Source organism: Pectobacterium peruviense (assembly GCF_003312355.2).
In the GTDB taxonomy this organism is placed as follows: domain Bacteria; phylum Pseudomonadota; class Gammaproteobacteria; order Enterobacterales; family Enterobacteriaceae; genus Pectobacterium; species Pectobacterium peruviense.
The window spans coordinates 524113-543476 of record NZ_CP161826.1 but is presented as its reverse complement, the minus strand read 5'-3'; the positions used below and the strand labels follow the sequence as shown (position 1 = coordinate 543476).

Here is a 19364-nt window from a genome sequence, read left to right as displayed (position 1 = left end):
GAGCACCCTAACGCGAGGCAGCATGAGACTTTTTCAGGTAATTTGCCGATAAAAAACACAGAGAAAGAAGAGTTGCATTCTGTAGTAAAAAAACGAAAATCAATTCCATTACCATAAAAAGGAATCGACGCCATGACGCCACCAGAGCCAGCCAAACGCGGAAAAAAACCCAGAGCCAGCGCGGGCACCGCTGCGCAGCCAACCGGACAGGTTCAGTCGCTGACCCGTGGTCTGACGCTGCTTGAATATATCGCCAAGGCAAACGGCAGCGTGGCGCTAACCGATTTGGCTCAGCAGGCCGGTTTACCGAATTCCACCACTCATCGTCTGCTCACTACTATGCAACAGCAGGGCTTTGTGCGTCAGGTTGGCGATCTGGGGCTATGGACGATCGCATCGCACGCGTTTATCGTCGGCAGTAGTTTTCTGCAAAGCCGCAACTTGTTAGCGATTGTGCATCCGATACTGCGCAAATTAATGGAAGACTCCGGCGAGACGGTCAATTTGGCCGTTCTCGAGCAAACGGATAGTCAGGCGATCATCATCGATCAGGTGCAATGTACGGCGCTAATGCGTATGTCTGCCCCGATCGGCGGTAAGTTGCCAATGCATGCTTCTGGTGCTGGAAAAGCATTTCTGGCTCATTTACCTGATGCTCAGGTCGCGCAGTTGCTGCACAAGAAAGGGCTGCATGGCTACACGCCACACACATTCAGTTCGCCACAAGCGCTGAAGGAAAATCTCCTGTTGATTCGCAAGCAGGGGTATTCGTTCGATGACGAAGAGCATGCGCTGGGGCTACGCTGCATCGCGGCCTGTATTCTGGACGAACATCATGAAGCCTTCGCCGCCATCTCCATTTCCGGCCCCGTATCGCGCATCACGGACGACCGCGTCACAGAACTCGGTGCGCTGGTGATCAAAGCGGCGAAGCAAGTCATGCAGGAATACAGCGGGCTATGAATAAAGTGTATTTCTCGGAATAAGAGCTTGTTATGACGAGTTTTACTATTACCCGGCGTAAAAATTATGCAGCGGTGAACTTGACCGCCGAGTGAGCGACAGGACGTCGCGAAAGCCAGTGCCGCGTCGGACAAAGCGTCAACGACGTTTTGAACAGCACTTGTGCTGACCCGAAGGGCGAGCCCCATTTATGGGGCGAGTAAACGCGCCACTAGCGGCTCGACTAGCGGTCAAGAGCATCGATGGAACCGCGTAGCGGCATAATTTAGCCGGAAGCCTGGGTTCGTAGGGCGGCGGCGACTGAGCCGCCCTACGTCGGGCACGTATACGGTATCGCATGTAAATGGCAGCGGTGTGGCGCACGAAACGCTCTCTGAGACAGAATACATATAACGAATAACGAGCCACGCTCAAATTGCAGCACGTTGGCTAAAACGCTTCCGGCGTCGGTAAGCGTAAACATCCTCAATATGTCCCTCCCTGATGCGCTGCTGTAATGCCCGCCAGTAATCCGCACAAAACAGATCTCCATGCATTTCCTCAAACAGCGTCCGAATGTGGCGGTCGCTGCACAGGAAATGCGGAAATTCTTCGGGAAACACATCATTCGGCGCGACGCTGTACCACGGCTCCGCGGCCAACTCGTCCTCCGGGTAACGCGGTGGCGGAATCTTGCGGAAATTCACCTCGGTCATGTAGCAGATCTCATCGTAATCATAAAATACGACTCGCCCGTGACGCGTGACGCCGAAATTCTTAAACAACATATCACCGGGGAAAATATTCGCCGCGGCCAGCTGTTTGATAGCATTGCCATATTCTTCAATCACATCGTGTAGTTGCTGTGCGTTTGCCTGTTCAAGATAGAGGTTCAGCGGCGTCATCCGGCGTTCCATATACAAATGTCGGATCACCAACCGATCGCCCAGATCCTCAAGTTTTTCCGGAACCTCACACCAGAGCTCATCCAATAATTCCGGGCTGATGCGGTGCTTATCGATGACGAAGTTTTCATATTCCTGCGTATCCGCCATGCGCCCGACGCGATCGTGTTCTTTCACCAGTTGATAGCACGCCATTACTCGCTCCGCACTCACCTCTTTCTGCGGCGCAAAACGATCTTTGATGACCTTAAATACGCGATCGAACGAAGGCAGTGTAAATACCAGCATCACCATGCCTTTCACGCCGGGGGCGATAATAAACTGCTCTTCTGATTCGGCAATGTAATGCAGATATTCGCGGTAATACTCGGTTTTACTGTGCTTCTGGCAGCCAATAGCCAGATAAAGCTCCGCCGTCGTCTTCCCCGGCAGAATGTCACGAAGCCAGGCCACCAGCGCGAACGGCAACGGGGCGTACACCATGAAGTAAGAGCGGGCGAAACCAAACACAATGCTGGCGTCTGCCTGAGCCGTCAGGCAGGTATCAATAAATAGCGCACCACGTTCGTTGTGGTGAATCGGCAGCAGAAACGGAAAAACACCGTCAGGCAGCGACAGTTTCCCCACCAGCCAGGCCGCTTTGTTACGATAAAACAGCTCGTTCGCTATCTGTAACGTGGCCTGAGCAAGCTGCTCAGCAGAGAAGGTACTCTGTAAATACGTAATGATATAATCAATATCACGCGGTAAATCTTCCCACGGTAGACGCAGCGGCACGTCACCCAGCAATTTTTCCAACATGCTTTGCCAGCCGTCAGTTGACACAAACGTCTTGGCAATCGGTCGGGGAATCTCATGAAAGCGCTGTTCTGGCTGAGAACTGAAAACAAACAGTTTATCGGGAGCGAGTTCCCGATGATTAAACAGTCGACAATAGACGGAATTGAAAAAGCTCTCCGCAATCTCGAAACGCGGATAGTCCGGCAATAAGTCAGTGTAGATATGCTTCACCCGCGCCAAAAACTCCGCATCATCACAGCGGATACCGGTAATACACCGCAACTGTGCGACCACCAGACCAACATGGTGATCGTATAAGTGAATTCGTTGTTTCATTGCCTGTTGCACAGCGGGCCAGTCAGCCTGTTCAAAACGCTGCTGTGCGCCCGCGGTGACTTCGAGAAAACGACCATATTGCGCATCAAACCCTTGCAGGATCGTCTGCGCCACCAGCTTTTCAAGGTCACGCGTCATCATGATCTCCAGATGAAACCCGGCCAGCCGAACACTAGCCGGGTTAGGATCAGAACTGCTGTTCTTCCGTCGATCCCGTCAGCGCCGTCACTGAAGACTTGCCTCCCTGAATGATGTTCGTTACCTTATCGAAGTAGCCAGTACCGACCTCCTGCTGATGCGATGAGAAGGTATAACCGTCTTTAATCGCTTCAAATTCAGGCTGCTGCACTTTTTCTACGTAGTGCCTCATCCCCTCTCCCTGTGCATAGGCATGCGCCAGATCAAACATGTTGAACCACATGCTGTGGATGCCAGCCAGCGTAATAAACTGATACTTGTAGCCCATCGCCGACAGTTCATCTTGAAAGCGTGCAATCGTGCTGTCATCCAGGTTCTTCTTCCAGTTAAAGGAAGGCGAACAGTTGTACGCCAGCAGCTTGCCGGGGAACTTAGCGTGGATAGCCTCGGCAAAACGACGCGCCAACGATAAGTCCGGCGTTGAGGTTTCGCACCACACCAAATCAGCATAAGGCGCGTAGGCCAGTCCGCGACTGATTGCCTGCTCTATCCCCGCACGCGTGCGATAAAACCCTTCCACCGTGCGTTCTCCGGTGATGAAATCACGGTCATATTCATCGCAGTCGGAGGTCAGCAAATCTGCGGCATCCGCATCGGTTCGCGCAACCACTAAGGTCGGCACGCCCATGACATCCGCTGCCAAACGCGCTGCGACTAGTTTCTGAACCGCTTCCTGCGTGGGAACCAGCACCTTGCCGCCCATGTGCCCACATTTCTTCGCCGATGCCAGTTGATCCTCAAAGTGAACCGCCGCCGCGCCCGCTTCAATCATTGATTTCATCAGCTCAAACGCATTAAGCACGCCACCAAATCCCGCCTCCGCATCTGCAACAATCGGCAGGAAGTAGTCGGTATGGCGCTTATCGCCCGGCTCAATGTGGTTCGCCCACTGGATCTGATCGGCACGCCGAAAGGTGTTATTGATGCGTTCGATCACCGCAGGCACGGAATTCGCCGGGTAGAGCGACTGATCGGGATACATGCTGGATGCCAGATTGGCATCCGCCGCCACCTGCCAACCGGAAAGGTAAATCGCTTCAATACCCGCTTTCGCCTGTTGTAAGGCTTGCCCACCCGTCAGCGCTCCCAGACAGTTAACATAGCCTTTGCGGGCTTCGCCATGCAGTAGACCCCATAATCTCGCCGCACCAAGCTGCGCGAGCGTGCATTCTGGATTCACCGATCCACGTAGGTTAATCACATCTTCTGCGCTGTAGGGGCGCGTAATACCTTCCCAGCGAGTAGTTTTCCACTCTTTTTCGATATGCTGGACTTGTTGGGTACGAGAGGTCGTCATAGCAGAGGTTCCTTTTTATTATTGGTCAGGATTAATCAAGCAATGCGTAGCCGGGTAGCGTCAGGAAGTCGATCAGTTCATCTTGCGTAGTGATTTGTTCCATCAGCCGAGCTGCCTCATCAAAGCGCCCTCCGCTAAAACGGGCATCACCTAATTCCTCCTGAATCACAAACATCTCTTCAGCCAGCATCTGGCGGAACAGCGCTTTGGTGATCACTCGACCATCACTCAACGTCTTGCCGTGGCGAATCCATTGCCAGATAGAGGTGCGGGAAATTTCAGCTGTCGCGGCGTCTTCCATCAACCCATAAATCGGGACGCAGCCATTGCCGGATATCCACGCTTCGATGTACTGCACGGCAACACGGATATTCGCGCGCATACCGGTTTCCGTGCGCTCTCCCGGGCAGGGTTCCAGCAATTCCTCGGCACGAATGAGCGCATCGTGTTCACGGCTGATGTCGAGCTGATTCTTGCGCTCACCTAACGCCCGATCGAACACCTCCATCACAGCATCTGCCAGTCCCGGATGAGCGACCCACGTGCCATCGTGACCATTGTTCGCTTCCAACTGCTTGTCTTTACATACCTTATCCAATACCCAATTATTACGCTCTGCATCCTTACTCGGAATGAACGCTGCCATCCCGCCCATAGCGAACGCGCCACGGCGATGGCAGGTTTTGATCAACAGCCGCGAGTAAGCGCTAAGGAAGGGTTTTTCCATCGTCACAGACTGACGATCGGGCAGAACGCGATCGCTATGGTTCTTTAATGTTTTGATATAGCTGAAAATATAATCCCAACGACCACAATTCAGTCCAACGATATGATCACGTAAGTGGTAGAGGATCTCATCCATCTGGAAAACGGCAGGCAGCGTTTCAATCAATACCGTGGCTTTGATCGTCCCACGTGGAAGATCAAAGCGATCTTCGGTATAGCAGAAAACATCGTTCCACCAGGCCGCTTCCTGCCATGACTGCATCTTTGGCAAATAGAAATAAGGACCGCTACCTTTCTTCAGCAGTTCCTGGTAGTTGTGGAAAAAATACAGCGCGAAATCAAACAGGCTGCCGGGAATGGCTTCCCCCTGCCAGGACACGTGTTTTTCAGGCAAATGCAACCCGCGCACGCGGCAAATCAATACAGCAGGATTGGGTTGCAGTTGGTAGATTTTTCCTGTTTCATTGATGTAGGAAATCGTACCGCGAACGGCATCGCGTAAGTTGATTTGCCCATCAATCACCTTTTCCCATCCCGGTGACAGAGAATCCTCAAAGTCCGCCATGAAAACCTTCACGTTGGCATTCAATGCGTTGATCACCATCTTGCGTTCAACCGGGCCAGTAATTTCAACACGGCGATCCTGAAGGTCATCGGGAATGCCGCGAATCGTCCATGCCTTATCTCGAATGGAAGCCGTTTCTGAAATAAAATCAGGTAGCTTGCCCTGATCAATATTGCGCTGCTGCACCTGTCGTTCGGCAAGTAATTGATTACGCGCAGGAGTGAAATGTGCAACCAACTCCGTTAGGAAATCAATCGCCTCTTCCGTAAGAATATGCTTCTCACCTTCGCCAAAACGCTGACTAAACGCCAACTCTCTGTTTATCGTCTGCTGCATCATTCGTGGTTCCTTTTCAAGATTCCGCTTCATTCATCAACAACCGCCGGATCGGCAAACCAGTATGTATATTTCTTAGCCGACAGGATTAAGCGTAATACAAGAAAATACAAAATCAAAAACAATTTCCATTTTTATAAAAAAATCGAATTAACTACATAATAAAATTGAAGATTAAAATTAAAAAAGAAGAGAAATTACTTTCACTAACTAATAAACACGGAATGAGTTGGCACAAAAAAGAAAGGCACCCTTAAAGGTGCCTCAGAGAAAAGGATCAAGATGAGAGTTAGTCCAGCGTAGGATTCATTTTGCGCAAATCGTAAGGCGTAATCTGATAAACGTAGTAATTCAGCCAGTTAACAAAAAGCAGATGCCCATGGCTACGCCAGCTCGCTTTCGGTTCCAGTTCAGGATTGTCGTCTGGGAAATAGTTAACCGGGACAGTCGGATCCAACCCAGCATCACAATCACGGAAAAACTCTCCTGCCAGCGTCAGAACGTCATATTCGGGATGCCCGGTAACGAACGCCAGACGTTTATCTTTACTGGCAAACAGATAGGCACCCGCCTGCTCCGACTCAACCAGAATATCCAAATCCGTATGCTGCCGAATCACATCAGCCGGAAAATCTGCATAGCGAGAATGTGGAGCCAGAAACGTTTCATCAAAGCCGCGGGTCAGCAAAGCGTGGGGTTGTAACGTTTGATGCAAGTAAACACCGGACAGCTTTTCCTTCAGAGTCATCTTGGGGATACCGTAAAGGATATTGAGAGCAGCCTGTACAGCCCAACACACGAATAATGTGGATGTAACATGCTCTTTTGCCCATTCGATGACTCGCGCGATCTGCGGCCAATAAACGACATCACAAAAATCGACTAACCCCAGCGGAGCACCAGTAACAATCAAGCCATCAAAGTTTTCGTCCTGGATGTCATCAAAATTGCAGTAGAAGTTATTCAAATGCTCGGTTGGCGTATTCTTTGATTCACGGCTATCGATACGTAGCAGTTGGATATCGATCTGTAGGGGAGAATTGGACAGCAGACGCAAAAACTGGTTTTCAGTCTCAATCTTCTTAGGCATCAGGTTCAGAACCAGCACTTTGAGTGGACGAATTTCCTGCGTTTTAGCACGCGAGGACGTCATGACAAAGACGTTCTCATTACGCAGAAAATTAACAGCTGGTAACTCATCAGGAACCCGAATTGGCATAACCTTATATCCTCAAAGCATACGTTTAAACGTTTAGACATCCAGATGCCCGAAGATAGCGAGTTTTTGTACTAATGTCGAGTGCTCAACGCATAAGGTGAAAATGTTTCACGAAACACGCTCTACATCATCAGCACTACTTCTGCTGGATACGTTTAAGTGCGCCAGGATTATTCAGGGGACATAACCAGAAATAACAATAAGCCTGGATTTACGGCAGCTCATAACCGTTATTTCCTGAAGTATCCGTTCCTCTACTGGAGAAATTCCACATCATTCATTTTCAGAGCGTAGATAAGCAATATCGTGGTGCTACTGAACCAGTTGCATCAATCTAAGCGCTCCAAACATCCCCCAGATTCTCCATAGCAAAAAGCCCCTGTCTTTCGACAGAGGCTTTCCACGTATTTGATGCCTGGCAGTTCCCTACTCTCACATGGGGAGACCCCACACTACCATCGGCGCTACGGCGTTTCACTTCTGAGTTCGGCATGGGGTCAGGTGGGACCACCGCGCTATCGCCGCCAGGCAAATTCTGTTTCATCCCAACCGTTATGCACTGCTTACGCGCTCGCACAACCATCAGAACCAATCTTTGAACAAGCTGAATTTCGTTTTATATGAGTCTTTCATCACACCAAAACATCTTCGGTGTTGTAAGGTTAAGCCTCTCGGGTCATTAGTACTGGTTAGCTCAACGTATCGCTACGCTTACACACCCAGCCTATCTACGTCGTCGTCTTCAACGGCCCTTCAGGGGCATCTAGTGCCCAGGGAAGACTCATCTCGAGGCAAGTTTCCCGCTTAGATGCTTTCAGCGGTTATCTCTTCCGCACTTAGCTACCGGGCAATGCAATTGGCATCACAACCCGTACACCAGTGGTGCGTTCACTCCGGTCCTCTCGTACTAGGAGCAACCCCTCTCAATCTTCCAACGCCCACGGCAGATAGGGACCGAACTGTCTCACGACGTTCTAAACCCAGCTCGCGTACCACTTTAAATGGCGAACAGCCATACCCTTGGGACCTACTTCAGCCCCAGGATGTGATGAGCCGACATCGAGGTGCCAAACACCGCCGTCGATATGAACTCTTGGGCGGTATCAGCCTGTTATCCCCGGAGTACCTTTTATCCGTTGAGCGATGGCCCTTCCATTCAGAACCACCGGATCACTAAGACCTGCTTTCGCACCTGCTCGAGCTGTCACTCTCGCAGTCAAGCTAGCTTATGCCTTTGCACTAACCTCCTGATGTCCGACCAGGATTAGCTAACCTTCGTGCTCCTCCGTTACTCTTTGGGAGGAGACCGCCCCAGTCAAACTACCCACCAGACACTGTCCGCAACCCGGATTACGGGTCTACGTTAGAACATCAAACATTAAAGGGTGGTATTTCAAGGTTGGCTCCACAAGAACTGGCGTCCTCGCTTCAAAGCCTCCCACCTATCCTACACATCAAGGCTCAAGGTTCAGTGTCAAGCTATAGTAAAGGTTCACGGGGTCTTTCCGTCTTGCCGCGGGTACACTGCATCTTCACAGCGAGTTCAATTTCACTGAGTCTCGGGTGGAGACAGCCTGGCCATCATTACGCCATTCGTGCAGGTCGGAACTTACCCGACAAGGAATTTCGCTACCTTAGGACCGTTATAGTTACGGCCGCCGTTTACCGGGGCTTCGATCAAGAGCTTCGCCTTGCGGCTGACCCCATCAATTAACCTTCCGGCACCGGGCAGGCGTCACACCGTATACGTCCACTTTCGTGTTTGCACAGTGCTGTGTTTTTATTAAACAGTTGCAGCCAGCTGGTATCTGCGACTCCCGCCAGCTCCATCCGCAAGGGACTTCACCGACAGGAGCGTGCCTTCTCCCGAAGTTACGGCACCATTTTGCCTAGTTCCTTCACCCGAGTTCTCTCAAGCGCCTGAGTATTCTCTACCTGACCACCTGTGTCGGTTTGGGGTACGATTTGATGTTACCTGGAGCTTAGAGGCTTTTCCTGGAAGCGTAGCATCGGTTACTTCATCACCGTAGTGACTCGTCATCACGCCTCAGTGTTAACAATGACCCGGATTTACCTAAGTCATCCACCTTCACGCTTAAACCGGGACAACCGTCGCCCGGATAACCTAGCTTTCTCCGTCCCCCCTTCGCAGTAACACCGAGTACAGGAATATTAACCTGTTTCCCATCGACTACGCTTTTCAGCCTCGCCTTAGGGGTCGACTCACCCTGCCCCGATTAACGTTGGACAGGAACCCTTGGTCTTCCGGCGTGCGGGTTTTTCACCCGCATTATCGTTACTTATGTCAGCATTCGCACTTCTGATACCTCCAGCAACCCTCACAGGCCACCTTCAACGGCTTACAGAACGCTCCCCTACCCAACAACACCTAAGTGTCGCTGCCGCAGCTTCGGTGCATGGTTTAGCCCCGTTACATCTTCCGCGCAGGCCGACTCGACCAGTGAGCTATTACGCTTTCTTTAAATGATGGCTGCTTCTAAGCCAACATCCTGGCTGTCTGTGCCTTCCCACATCGTTTCCCACTTAACCATGACTTTGGGACCTTAGCTGGCGGTCTGGGTTGTTTCCCTCTTCACGACGAACGTTAGCACCCGCCGTGTGTCTCCCGTGATAACATTCTTCGGTATTCGTAGTTTGCATCGGGTTGGTAAGTCGGGATGACCCCCTAGCCGAAACAGTGCTCTACCCCCGAAGATGAGTTCACGAGGCGCTACCTAAATAGCTTTCGGGGAGAACCAGCTATCTCCCGGTTTGATTGGCCTTTCACCCCCAGCCACAAGTCATCCGCTAATTTTTCAACATTAGTCGGTTCGGTCCTCCAGTTAGTGTTACCCAACCTTCAACCTGCCCATGGCTAGATCACCGGGTTTCGGGTCTATACCCTGCAACTTAACGCCCAGTTAAGACTCGGTTTCCCTGCGGCTCCCCTATACGGTTAACCTTGCTACAGAATATAAGTCGCTGACCCATTATACAAAAGGTACGCAGTCACCCAACTAGTAGGCTCCCACTGCTTGTACGTACACGGTTTCAGGTTCTATTTCACTCCCCTCGCCGGGGTTCTTTTCGCCTTTCCCTCACGGTACTGGTTCACTATCGGTCAGTCAGGAGTATTTAGCCTTGGAGGATGGTCCCCCCATATTCAGACAGGATGTCACGTGTCCCGCCCTACTCATCGAACTCACAACTTGTGCATTTTTGTGTACGGGACTATCACCCTTTACTGTGCGACTTTCCAGACGCTTCCACTAACACACAAACTGATTCAGGTTCTGGGCTCCTCCCCGTTCGCTCGCCGCTACTAGGGGAATCTCGGTTGATTTCTTTTCCTCGGGGTACTGAGATGTTTCAGTTCCCCCGGTTCGCCTCATGACACTATGTATTCATGTCATGATAATGTGTCGAAACACATTGGGTTTCCCCATTCGGGTATCGTCGGGTATAACGCTTCATATCAGCTTACCGACGCTTATCGCAGATTAGCACGCCCTTCATCGCCTCTGACTGCCTAGGCATCCACCGTGTACGCTTAGTCGCTTAACCTCACAACCCGAAGATGTTTCTTTCGATTCATCATCGCGCTGCGATTATTTGAGAGACTCATTGACAGACTGACTCATCACGACCTACCCGAAGGCAGTCCTGTATGTTCAGCTGTCATGTTTCAATTTTCAGCTTGTTCCAGATTGTTAAAGAGCAATATCGTAAACATGACTCCAAAGAATCATCTTTAAGATATTTGGTGATAATGTCTTTCACTCATTATCGGATTGGCGTCCCCAAGGGGATTCGAACCCCTGTTACAGCCGTGAAAGGGCAGTGTCCTAGGCCTCTAGACGATGGGGACACGAAAAATCCGTACCGAATTAAAAATCCGGCACTATCGCGTCAGCATGAGTCTACACTCATGACATCAACAGGTGCGCTTGCTCAGTATTTTCATCAGACAATCTGTGTGAGCACTTCACGTAACACACATCTTTTTTTGGTAAGGAGGTGATCCAACCGCAGGTTCCCCTACGGTTACCTTGTTACGACTTCACCCCAGTCATGAATCACAAAGTGGTAAGCGCCCTCCCGAAGGTTAAGCTACCTACTTCTTTTGCAACCCACTCCCATGGTGTGACGGGCGGTGTGTACAAGGCCCGGGAACGTATTCACCGTAGCATTCTGATCTACGATTACTAGCGATTCCGACTTCATGGAGTCGAGTTGCAGACTCCAATCCGGACTACGACGTACTTTATGAGGTCCGCTTGCTCTCGCGAGGTCGCTTCTCTTTGTATACGCCATTGTAGCACGTGTGTAGCCCTACTCGTAAGGGCCATGATGACTTGACGTCATCCCCACCTTCCTCCGGTTTATCACCGGCAGTCTCCTTTGAGTTCCCGCCATTACGCGCTGGCAACAAAGGATAAGGGTTGCGCTCGTTGCGGGACTTAACCCAACATTTCACAACACGAGCTGACGACAGCCATGCAGCACCTGTCTCAGAGTTCCCGAAGGCACTAAGCTATCTCTAGCAAATTCTCTGGATGTCAAGAGTAGGTAAGGTTCTTCGCGTTGCATCGAATTAAACCACATGCTCCACCGCTTGTGCGGGCCCCCGTCAATTCATTTGAGTTTTAACCTTGCGGCCGTACTCCCCAGGCGGTCGACTTAACGCGTTAGCTCCGGAAGCCACGCCTCAAGGGCACAACCTCCAAGTCGACATCGTTTACAGCGTGGACTACCAGGGTATCTAATCCTGTTTGCTCCCCACGCTTTCGCACCTGAGCGTCAGTCTTTGTCCAGGGGGCCGCCTTCGCCACCGGTATTCCTCCAGATCTCTACGCATTTCACCGCTACACCTGGAATTCTACCCCCCTCTACAAGACTCTAGCCTGTCAGTTTTGAATGCAGTTCCCAGGTTAAGCCCGGGGATTTCACATCCAACTTAACAGACCGCCTGCGTGCGCTTTACGCCCAGTCATTCCGATTAACGCTTGCACCCTCCGTATTACCGCGGCTGCTGGCACGGAGTTAGCCGGTGCTTCTTCTGCGGGTAACGTCAATCAGCAAGGTTATTAACCTTACTGCCTTCCTCCCCGCTGAAAGTGCTTTACAACCCGAAGGCCTTCTTCACACACGCGGCATGGCTGCATCAGGCTTGCGCCCATTGTGCAATATTCCCCACTGCTGCCTCCCGTAGGAGTCTGGACCGTGTCTCAGTTCCAGTGTGGCTGGTCATCCTCTCAGACCAGCTAGGGATCGTCGCCTAGGTGGGCCATTACCCCGCCTACTAGCTAATCCCATCTGGGCACATCTGATGGCAAGAGGCCCGAAGGTCCCCCTCTTTGGTCCGAAGACGTTATGCGGTATTAGCTACCGTTTCCAGTAGTTATCCCCCTCCATCAGGCAGTTTCCCAGACATTACTCACCCGTCCGCCGCTCGTCACCCGAAGAGCAAGCTCTTCTGTGCTACCGCTCGACTTGCATGTGTTAGGCCTGCCGCCAGCGTTCAATCTGAGCCATGATCAAACTCTTCAATTTAAGATTTGTTTGATTTGCTGAACTCGTCAGCGATGCTCAAAGAATTAAAACTGTTTATTCGTAATGAATTTCACTGTTGTTCACTCTTCAAGACTTTTTATATCGTTAAGATACGGTCTTGTGAGTGCCCACACAGATTGTCTGATTATATTGTTAAAGAGCAGTGCGATGCGGTCTTATCCGCTTCGCGAGGTGGCGTATGTTACGCTTATCACCTTCAGAGTCAACGTTTATTTTAAAGCGTTTTCTCTTTCTTTATCGACCCGGTTGTGTGTTCACATCGCCGTGTTGATGGAGGCGCATTATAGGGATCCGTTTTCGTTACACAACAACTTTCTTGATCTTTTTTTCTATTCGCATGTTTTTCGACCCTTTCGATGAGATCTTATTCGATCCATGCCATTTTTCAGTTGCCGCAGCCGCATATCTGTCGATATTTTGTTTGTTAATGCGAATAATCAGCATGTGGTAAATAACTGTGAGGTTGTCGATGAGTGCAAAAACATTCCGTCGTTATAACGGTATCTCGCCCATTTTAGGTGAAAGAGTCATGGTCGATCATTCCAGCGTGGTGATTGGCAAGGTAACACTAGGCAATGATGTCGGTATCTGGCCTCTTGTCGCCATACGCGGCGATGTTAACTACATCACTATTGGTGCCAGGAGTAATATCCAGGATGGATCAGTGCTTCATATCACCCACTGTTCAGAGAAAAAACCTGAAGGTAACCCACTTATTATTGGGGAAGATGTCACTGTGGGCCATAAAGCAATGCTGCACGGTTGCCAAATAGGAAATCGGGTTCTGGTCGGAATGGGGTCAATACTCCTCGATGGCGTCGTTGTCGAGGATGATGTCATGATTGGTGCTGGCAGTTTGGTCCCGCCTGGAAAACGCTTAGAGAAGGGACATCTATACGTTGGCAGCCCAGTGAAGAAAATTCGGCCACTGACACAAGAAGAAATAGAGGGACTGGTTTACTCGGCCAATAACTATGTTCGTTGGAAAGATGAATACCTTGCTCAGGATAATGAGTAATAGCCCTCATCATCCCATTCTTCAGCAATGATCATTTTTTCCAATTCATCTTCAAGATCCCATTGATGTTCCCTGAACAGCGCCAGCCACTGTTCGGGGCTATCACCGCCATAACGTCGCTGGAGCTGCTCTGCGCTCACTAGACATTCCTGCAGAAAGCCATTTACTAAAACAGGAAAGCGGATCGCCATTACCTTATCATCCCAACTTTCACGATCTGGGAACTGGATCGCCTGATTCATTTAGCGAGATCCTGCTTCAGTAAACCAATCACTGGTTCCACGTCCGGCATCACACCATGCCAAAGTTTAAACGCATGTGCCGCTTGCCCCACCAGCATTCCCAAACCATCTGCATAATGGACAGCCCCCTTTTGTACGCACCATGACAAAAAGGGTGTGAGTTGCGGTAAATAAAACATGTCATAACAGCTCGTTTCCGAAGAAATGAGTTCTGGCGGTAAGTTAGGAATACTGTCGTACATCCCAGAAGATGTTGCGTTAATGATCAGATCGAAAGACTTGCCATGCAGATCGTCAAGAGCAATAGCTTGAATATCACCGATATCACAGAAAATCTTCGCTAATGCATCAGCCTTGGAAAAAGTCCTATTCGTCAACACAACAGTACAACCATAGGCCAGTAAAGGTTGGATAACTCCACGTGCCGCACCACCAGCACCAACGAGCAAAACACGATCCAGAGGTTTTACCAACGCTAATCGTTGTAGATCGCTGAGCAAACCGATGCCATCAGTATTATCACCAAACAGGCGGCCGTTGCTCAGTCTCTTCAATGTATTAACCGCCCCCGCAAGCGCAGCACATTCGCTAAGCTCATCGGCCTCGGCAAAGGCTCGCTCTTTAAAGGGCGCAGTCACATTTGCGCCACCAGCACCATCGTGAAAATACTGACGCAGCATCTGCTCAAAATTATCCAGAGGCGCTAACACGCGCTGGTAGGTCAACGTTATCCCCGTCTGCGCCGCAAATAGCTCGTGTATGCGAGGTGATTTACTATGCGCAATCGGATTGCCAAAAACCGCAAAAGACGTTACTTCAGACACGTTCCCCTCCACCTTGCCGTTACCCCTGACGAATGAGCTCGCCTGTTAATACATCCCTAATTTCTGATGGATTCATTCTTCCACCGACGTCCCCAACTAGCACAGGGAAATCATCGCCAAACTGAAGAGAGACTTCCTGAGCAGTACGGCAAGGGGGCTGACCGCTTAAATTGGCACTGGTCGACACCAATGGTTTACCGTAGCGCTGGCACAGTTCCTTAACTAATGAATGGTCACTAACGCGTACCGCAAGCGAGGAGAATTGCCCCGTTAACCACTGCGGCGCTGTAGGTTTTGCGGGTAATACCCAAGTAACCGGACCTGGCCATGTGGAAAACATCATAGCCTTCTGCTCATCGGATAACGCGCTGTCATCAATGTAAGGCACCAATTGGCTAAAATCTGCCGCAATAAGGATCAGTCCTTTTTGCCAGGGACGTTGTTTCAACGCCAGCAGGCGATTAACCGCCACTTCACTATCAGGATCGCACCCCAACCCAAATACCGCTTCAGTCGGGTACGCAATAACCTGTTCATTATGTAACTCCCGCAAAATGGGAACTAGTAGTTCATCAGACACGTCATTCATTCTTATCAACTTCTGCTGCTATCGGTTTTCCACATGATTTACTCGCACAAAATAGCTTAGTGCCTTGTGCCGTCTTTTTCTCAAACAATAAAGCGTAATGGCAAGAAGGGCATACACCCGCTACCGGCTTATGGTTTAACGTAAACTGGCAATCGGGATAGCGATCGCAAGAATGAAACACCTTACCGTAGCGAGATTTACGCTGTAACAGCGTGCCTTCATTACATTGTGGGCATCGAATCGCCGTTTCATCAGGGCGATCTATAGTCTCGGTATGGTGGCATTCAGGATAATTGCCACAGCCGATGAACATTCCATAGCGGCCTTGCCGTAGTACCAATGTCGACTGACAAAGCGGACATTGCTGCCCATCCAACACTTTGACAATATGCCCATCAGCTTGCGCTTTTAACGGGCGAATGAACTCACATTCTGGATACGCAGAGCAGCTAAGGAATGGACCATGCCGACCAGAACGGATAACCAGCGCTGACCCACAGTCTGGACATATTTCCTGTTTTTTTTCAGCAAACAGTGCAGGCTTAACCATTCGAACTGTTATTCCTCTGGCTATTGCACATAACCGTCATTGACCTCAAAAAGTAATTCTTCCATTTGCTGATAGGCATTCTCACAACCTGGCACATTGAAAAGCACCATGAGAATGACCCACTTCAGATCTTCCAGATCAAACTCCTGCGTATCCAACGCCATCACGCGTTCAATAATCATTTCCCGCGTTTCAAGATTCAGAACCTGAATTTGCTCAAGAAACAATAAAAAACCACGACATTCCGCATCAAGACGCAACGCTTCATCCTGCGTATAGATGCGCATAGCCAGAGGATCGCTCGCCAAATAAAGCGGCGCAGTCTGCCCTTCCTGAATATCGGCTAATTTTTCCAGCCAACTCAACGCGCTATAGATATCGTTACGATGAAATCCAGCGCGGGTGAGGTCATCAGTTAACGTATCCTGATCGACACGTATTTCAGTTTCATTGTGGATATAACTCTCAAACAAGTACATGAGTACGTCGAACATGGCTTGCCCTCCTTAATCGGACATAGCCGCCGGGTACTGCTGCGATCCATCCTGCTAACTCCAGCTCTAATAGCTTAATGACTATCTCTGGCACAGGTTGGCCGGCACGTTCAGCGACAACATCAACAGGTGTAACCTCATCTCCTACGTTAGCCAACACGTCGGCAAATGGCAATTCGCCATCCTCTTCTTCGTTAGAAATAGTTTGCCCACTTTCCGTTGGTAGCCACTGTAATTCACTCACCAACTGTTCAAGAATATCCTTCGGATGTGTAACCAGACTGGCCCCTTGCTGGATTAACCAGTGTGTTCCCTCCGTCATAGGGTTACCGATAGGCCCCGGCAGAGCAAAAACCTCCCGTCCTTGCTCCAGTGCGTAACGCGCGGTAACCAATGACCCACTGCGGATAGATGCTTCAATGACCAAAACTCCCAGCCCTAGCCCGCTAATGATTCGGTTTCTTCTAGGGAAGTTGGTTGGGAAAGGCGGCATAGCGAGGGGGAATTCTGAGACCAAAGCACCACCATCGCCACAAATACGCTCGGCAAGCTTGACGTGACGCTTGGGATAAATATCCCTCAGTCCGCTTCCCAGCACTGCAATTGTTTTTCCTCCCGAATCCAAAGCGGCACGATGAGCAATGCCGTCGATACCAATTGCTAGTCCGCTTGTTACTGTAAGTTCATTCGCGGCAAGCTCTTGGGCGAAAAAGCATCCCCAGCGTTCACCGTAAGCACTACTACCCCGGCTACCAATAATCGATATTTGTGGCGATGCCAATAACTCAGGAGAACCAGAGATAAAGAGCAACAGCGGAAAATCACGAATATTACTTAACAGAAAGGGATAAAGGGCATCTTCGCACGTCACGATATGATGATTGGGATGGGACAACCAGTTGAGTGTGTCTTCCAGGATCCTGCGATCATAGGTACAAAATTGTGCTATTTGAGCATCAGACAGACCTAACGCCCCCAAAGTCTCGTTATCGAACGTATTTAAATCAATCAGCTTTTTGACAATAGTTCGAAGGCGCCTGACACCTAAGTGCCGCACGCCCGTCATGCGTAGCCAGATTTCCGTTGATAGCATCCGCGTCCCTCATGCTGCTCTGTTCCGATTAGTGGTGCAATTCGGTGCTGATGCTGTCAATCGAGGCAGGAAATGTCTAGAATGGGCACTAAAGCTCTCTCACTATTCAGATACAGATCTAAACATATATGTCAGTTTTGCAGGTATTACATTTTCCAGACGAGCGGCTCCGCATCACTGCGCAACCCGTAAAAGAAGTCAATGCAGATATTCAACGTATCGTGGATGATATGTTCGATACCATGTACGAAGAAGAAGGTATCGGCTTGGCCGCGACACAAGTGGACATTCATCAACGCATTATTGTTATTGACGTCTCTGAAGAGCGGGATCAACGGCTGGTGCTGATCAATCCCGAGCTGATTGAAAAGAGCGGCGATACGGGCATCGAAGAGGGTTGCTTGTCGATCCCTGAAACTCGAGCGCTGGTTCCTCGTGCAGAGCATGTAAAAGTTCGCGCATTGGATCGTGAAGGTAAACCGTTCGAACTTGAAGCAAGCGAGCTACTTGCCATTTGCATTCAGCATGAAATGGACCACCTGGTTGGGAAATTGTTTATCGATTACCTTTCCCCGCTTAAACGCCAGCGCATTCGTCAAAAACTGGAAAAACTAGCTAAGCAGAATAGCCGGCCCCGATAATTTTCATCCTGACAGGAAGCACCGTGTCTGATTCTTTACGTATCATCTTTGCCGGAACCCCTGATTTTGCAGCGCGTCACCTTGACGCACTTTTATCATCAGAGCATGAGATCGTTGGCGTTTTCACACAGCCTGACCGACCAGCCGGTAGAGGTAACAAGCTCACACCAAGCCCGGTAAAAGTGCTGGCAGAGCAACATAACATCCCCGTTTTCCAGCCTAAATCTCTGCGACCAGCAGAAAATCAGGCAATGGTTGAAGCGTTAGATGCCGATGTTATGGTTGTTGTCGCTTACGGCTTAATTTTGCCGCAGCCTGTGCTATCCATGCCTCGCCTTGGCTGCATTAATGTACACGGTTCTTTACTGCCTCTCTGGCGTGGAGCTGCGCCGATACAACGTGCATTGTGGGCAGGAGATAGTGAAACGGGCGTGACGATCATGCAAATGGACGTTGGACTCGATACGGGCGCGATGCTACACAAAATTGCGTGCCCCATCCTGCCACAGGATACTAGCGCAACGCTGTACGGTAAACTTGCTGAGCTGGGCCCGCGCGGCTTATTAGAAACGCTGGAACTGCTTGCAGATAGCAGCACTGTCGCTGAAGCACAAAACGATGCTCTTGCCACCTATGCAGAAAAGCTCAGCAAAGAAGAAGCCCGTCTAAACTGGCAGCTATCTGCCGAGCAGCTTGAGCGCTGTATTCGTGCTTTTAATCCTTGGCCAGTCAGCTATTTTATCGTGGATGAACAACCGGTGAAAGTCTGGAAAGCTGAGGTCATCGCCAAAGCACATGACTCACAGCCAGGCACAATCCTACAGGCAGATAAGCAGGGTATTCAGGTAGCAACCGCCAATGGCATTTTGAATATTCAGGAATTACAGCCCGCAGGCAAGAAAGTAATGAGTGCGCAGGATCTACTCAACTCACGCCGTGAGTGGTTCGTTCCCGGTAATACACTGAACTAATCTATTTTTCATACCGGCGTCATGCCGGTATATCCTCTCCCTTTTACGTATACGTCATCGCTAA

The 19364-nt window shown here is 50.2% G+C and carries 14 protein-coding genes, 1 tRNA gene and 3 rRNA genes; 4 read left to right on the top strand and 14 right to left on the bottom strand.

Annotated elements, in window-relative coordinates; translation table 11 throughout:
• Positions 1-132: 132 nt before the first annotated feature.
• Positions 133-963, top strand: coding sequence for a glyoxylate bypass operon transcriptional repressor IclR (iclR, locus tag DUT67_RS02525; RefSeq protein ID WP_113633204.1), 831 nt, complete (start codon positions 133-135; stop codon positions 961-963).
• Between the two features lie 410 nt (positions 964-1373).
• Here iclR and aceK read toward each other — a convergent pair whose 3' ends face one another.
• The 8 genes from aceK to DUT67_RS02485 form a co-directional block, all read right to left on the bottom strand.
• A complete protein-coding gene (aceK, locus tag DUT67_RS02520; RefSeq protein ID WP_113633205.1) occupies positions 1374-3101 on the bottom strand; it encodes a bifunctional isocitrate dehydrogenase kinase/phosphatase in 1728 nt (575 codons plus the stop codon).
• Between the two features lie 49 nt (positions 3102-3150).
• The gene (aceA, locus tag DUT67_RS02515) at positions 3151-4458 is read right to left on the bottom strand and encodes an isocitrate lyase (RefSeq protein WP_113633206.1); all 1308 of its coding nucleotides are present in this window, start codon (positions 4456-4458) and stop codon (positions 3151-3153) included.
• Between the two features lie 31 nt (positions 4459-4489).
• Positions 4490-6088 (bottom strand): malate synthase A, encoded by a 1599-nt coding sequence (gene aceB, locus DUT67_RS02510; protein ID WP_113633207.1) that lies wholly within the window; start codon positions 6086-6088, stop codon positions 4490-4492.
• A 286-nt stretch (positions 6089-6374) separates the two neighbouring features.
• On the bottom strand, positions 6375-7304 hold the full coding sequence (gene metA, locus DUT67_RS02505; RefSeq protein WP_048262648.1) for a homoserine O-succinyltransferase: 930 nt from the start codon (positions 7302-7304) through the stop codon (positions 6375-6377).
• A 413-nt stretch (positions 7305-7717) separates the two neighbouring features.
• Positions 7718-7833, bottom strand: a 5S ribosomal RNA gene (gene rrf / locus DUT67_RS02500).
• Between the two features lie 129 nt (positions 7834-7962).
• Positions 7963-10868 (bottom strand): 23S ribosomal RNA (locus DUT67_RS02495).
• Between the two features lie 228 nt (positions 10869-11096).
• Positions 11097-11172, bottom strand: a tRNA-Glu gene (locus tag DUT67_RS02490).
• A gap of 142 nt (positions 11173-11314) precedes the next feature.
• Positions 11315-12857, bottom strand: a 16S ribosomal RNA gene (locus tag DUT67_RS02485).
• Together the 16S, 23S and 5S rRNA genes with 1 tRNA gene alongside form the textbook arrangement of a ribosomal RNA operon.
• 490 nt (positions 12858-13347) lie before the next feature.
• Between DUT67_RS02485 and DUT67_RS02480 the strand changes: the two genes are divergently transcribed.
• On the top strand, positions 13348-13896 hold the full coding sequence (locus tag DUT67_RS02480; protein WP_113628024.1) for a gamma carbonic anhydrase family protein: 549 nt from the start codon (positions 13348-13350) through the stop codon (positions 13894-13896).
• Here the strand turns inward: DUT67_RS02480 and DUT67_RS02475 are convergent.
• From DUT67_RS02475 to dprA, 6 genes are read right to left on the bottom strand one after another with little or no spacing between them, the layout of a single operon-like run.
• On the bottom strand, positions 13881-14138 hold the full coding sequence (locus tag DUT67_RS02475; protein ID WP_113628025.1) for a DUF1488 domain-containing protein: 258 nt from the start codon (positions 14136-14138) through the stop codon (positions 13881-13883). The two genes, DUT67_RS02480 and DUT67_RS02475, sit on opposite strands and share 16 nt — an antisense overlap.
• The gene (aroE, locus tag DUT67_RS02470; RefSeq protein WP_113628026.1) at positions 14135-14962 is read right to left on the bottom strand and encodes a shikimate dehydrogenase; all 828 of its coding nucleotides are present in this window, start codon (positions 14960-14962) and stop codon (positions 14135-14137) included. The genes DUT67_RS02475 and aroE overlap by 4 nt, the downstream gene beginning before the upstream one ends.
• 19 nt (positions 14963-14981) lie before the next feature.
• A complete protein-coding gene (gene tsaC / locus DUT67_RS02465) occupies positions 14982-15551 on the bottom strand; it encodes an L-threonylcarbamoyladenylate synthase type 1 TsaC (protein WP_113628027.1) in 570 nt (189 codons plus the stop codon).
• On the bottom strand, positions 15544-16101 hold the full coding sequence (locus tag DUT67_RS02460) for a type I DNA topoisomerase (RefSeq protein ID WP_113628028.1): 558 nt from the start codon (positions 16099-16101) through the stop codon (positions 15544-15546). Before DUT67_RS02460 ends, tsaC begins: the two co-directional genes overlap by 8 nt.
• Before the next feature lie 20 nt (positions 16102-16121).
• A complete protein-coding gene (smg, locus tag DUT67_RS02455; RefSeq protein WP_113628029.1) occupies positions 16122-16595 on the bottom strand; it encodes a DUF494 family protein Smg in 474 nt (157 codons plus the stop codon).
• Entirely contained in the window at positions 16567-17688 is a 1122-nt protein-coding gene (gene dprA / locus DUT67_RS02450; protein WP_113628030.1) for a DNA-protecting protein DprA, read from the bottom strand. The genes smg and dprA overlap by 29 nt, the downstream gene beginning before the upstream one ends.
• 128 nt (positions 17689-17816) lie before the next feature.
• On the opposite strand from dprA, the gene def reads away from it, so the two are divergent.
• A complete protein-coding gene (gene def / locus DUT67_RS02445) occupies positions 17817-18329 on the top strand; it encodes a peptide deformylase (protein WP_048262659.1) in 513 nt (170 codons plus the stop codon).
• Positions 18330-18352: 23 nt separating this feature from the next.
• Complete coding sequence (fmt, locus tag DUT67_RS02440; RefSeq protein WP_113628031.1) at positions 18353-19300, top strand: methionyl-tRNA formyltransferase; 948 nt, start codon at positions 18353-18355, stop codon at positions 19298-19300.
• The last annotated feature ends 64 nt before the right edge of the window (positions 19301-19364 follow it).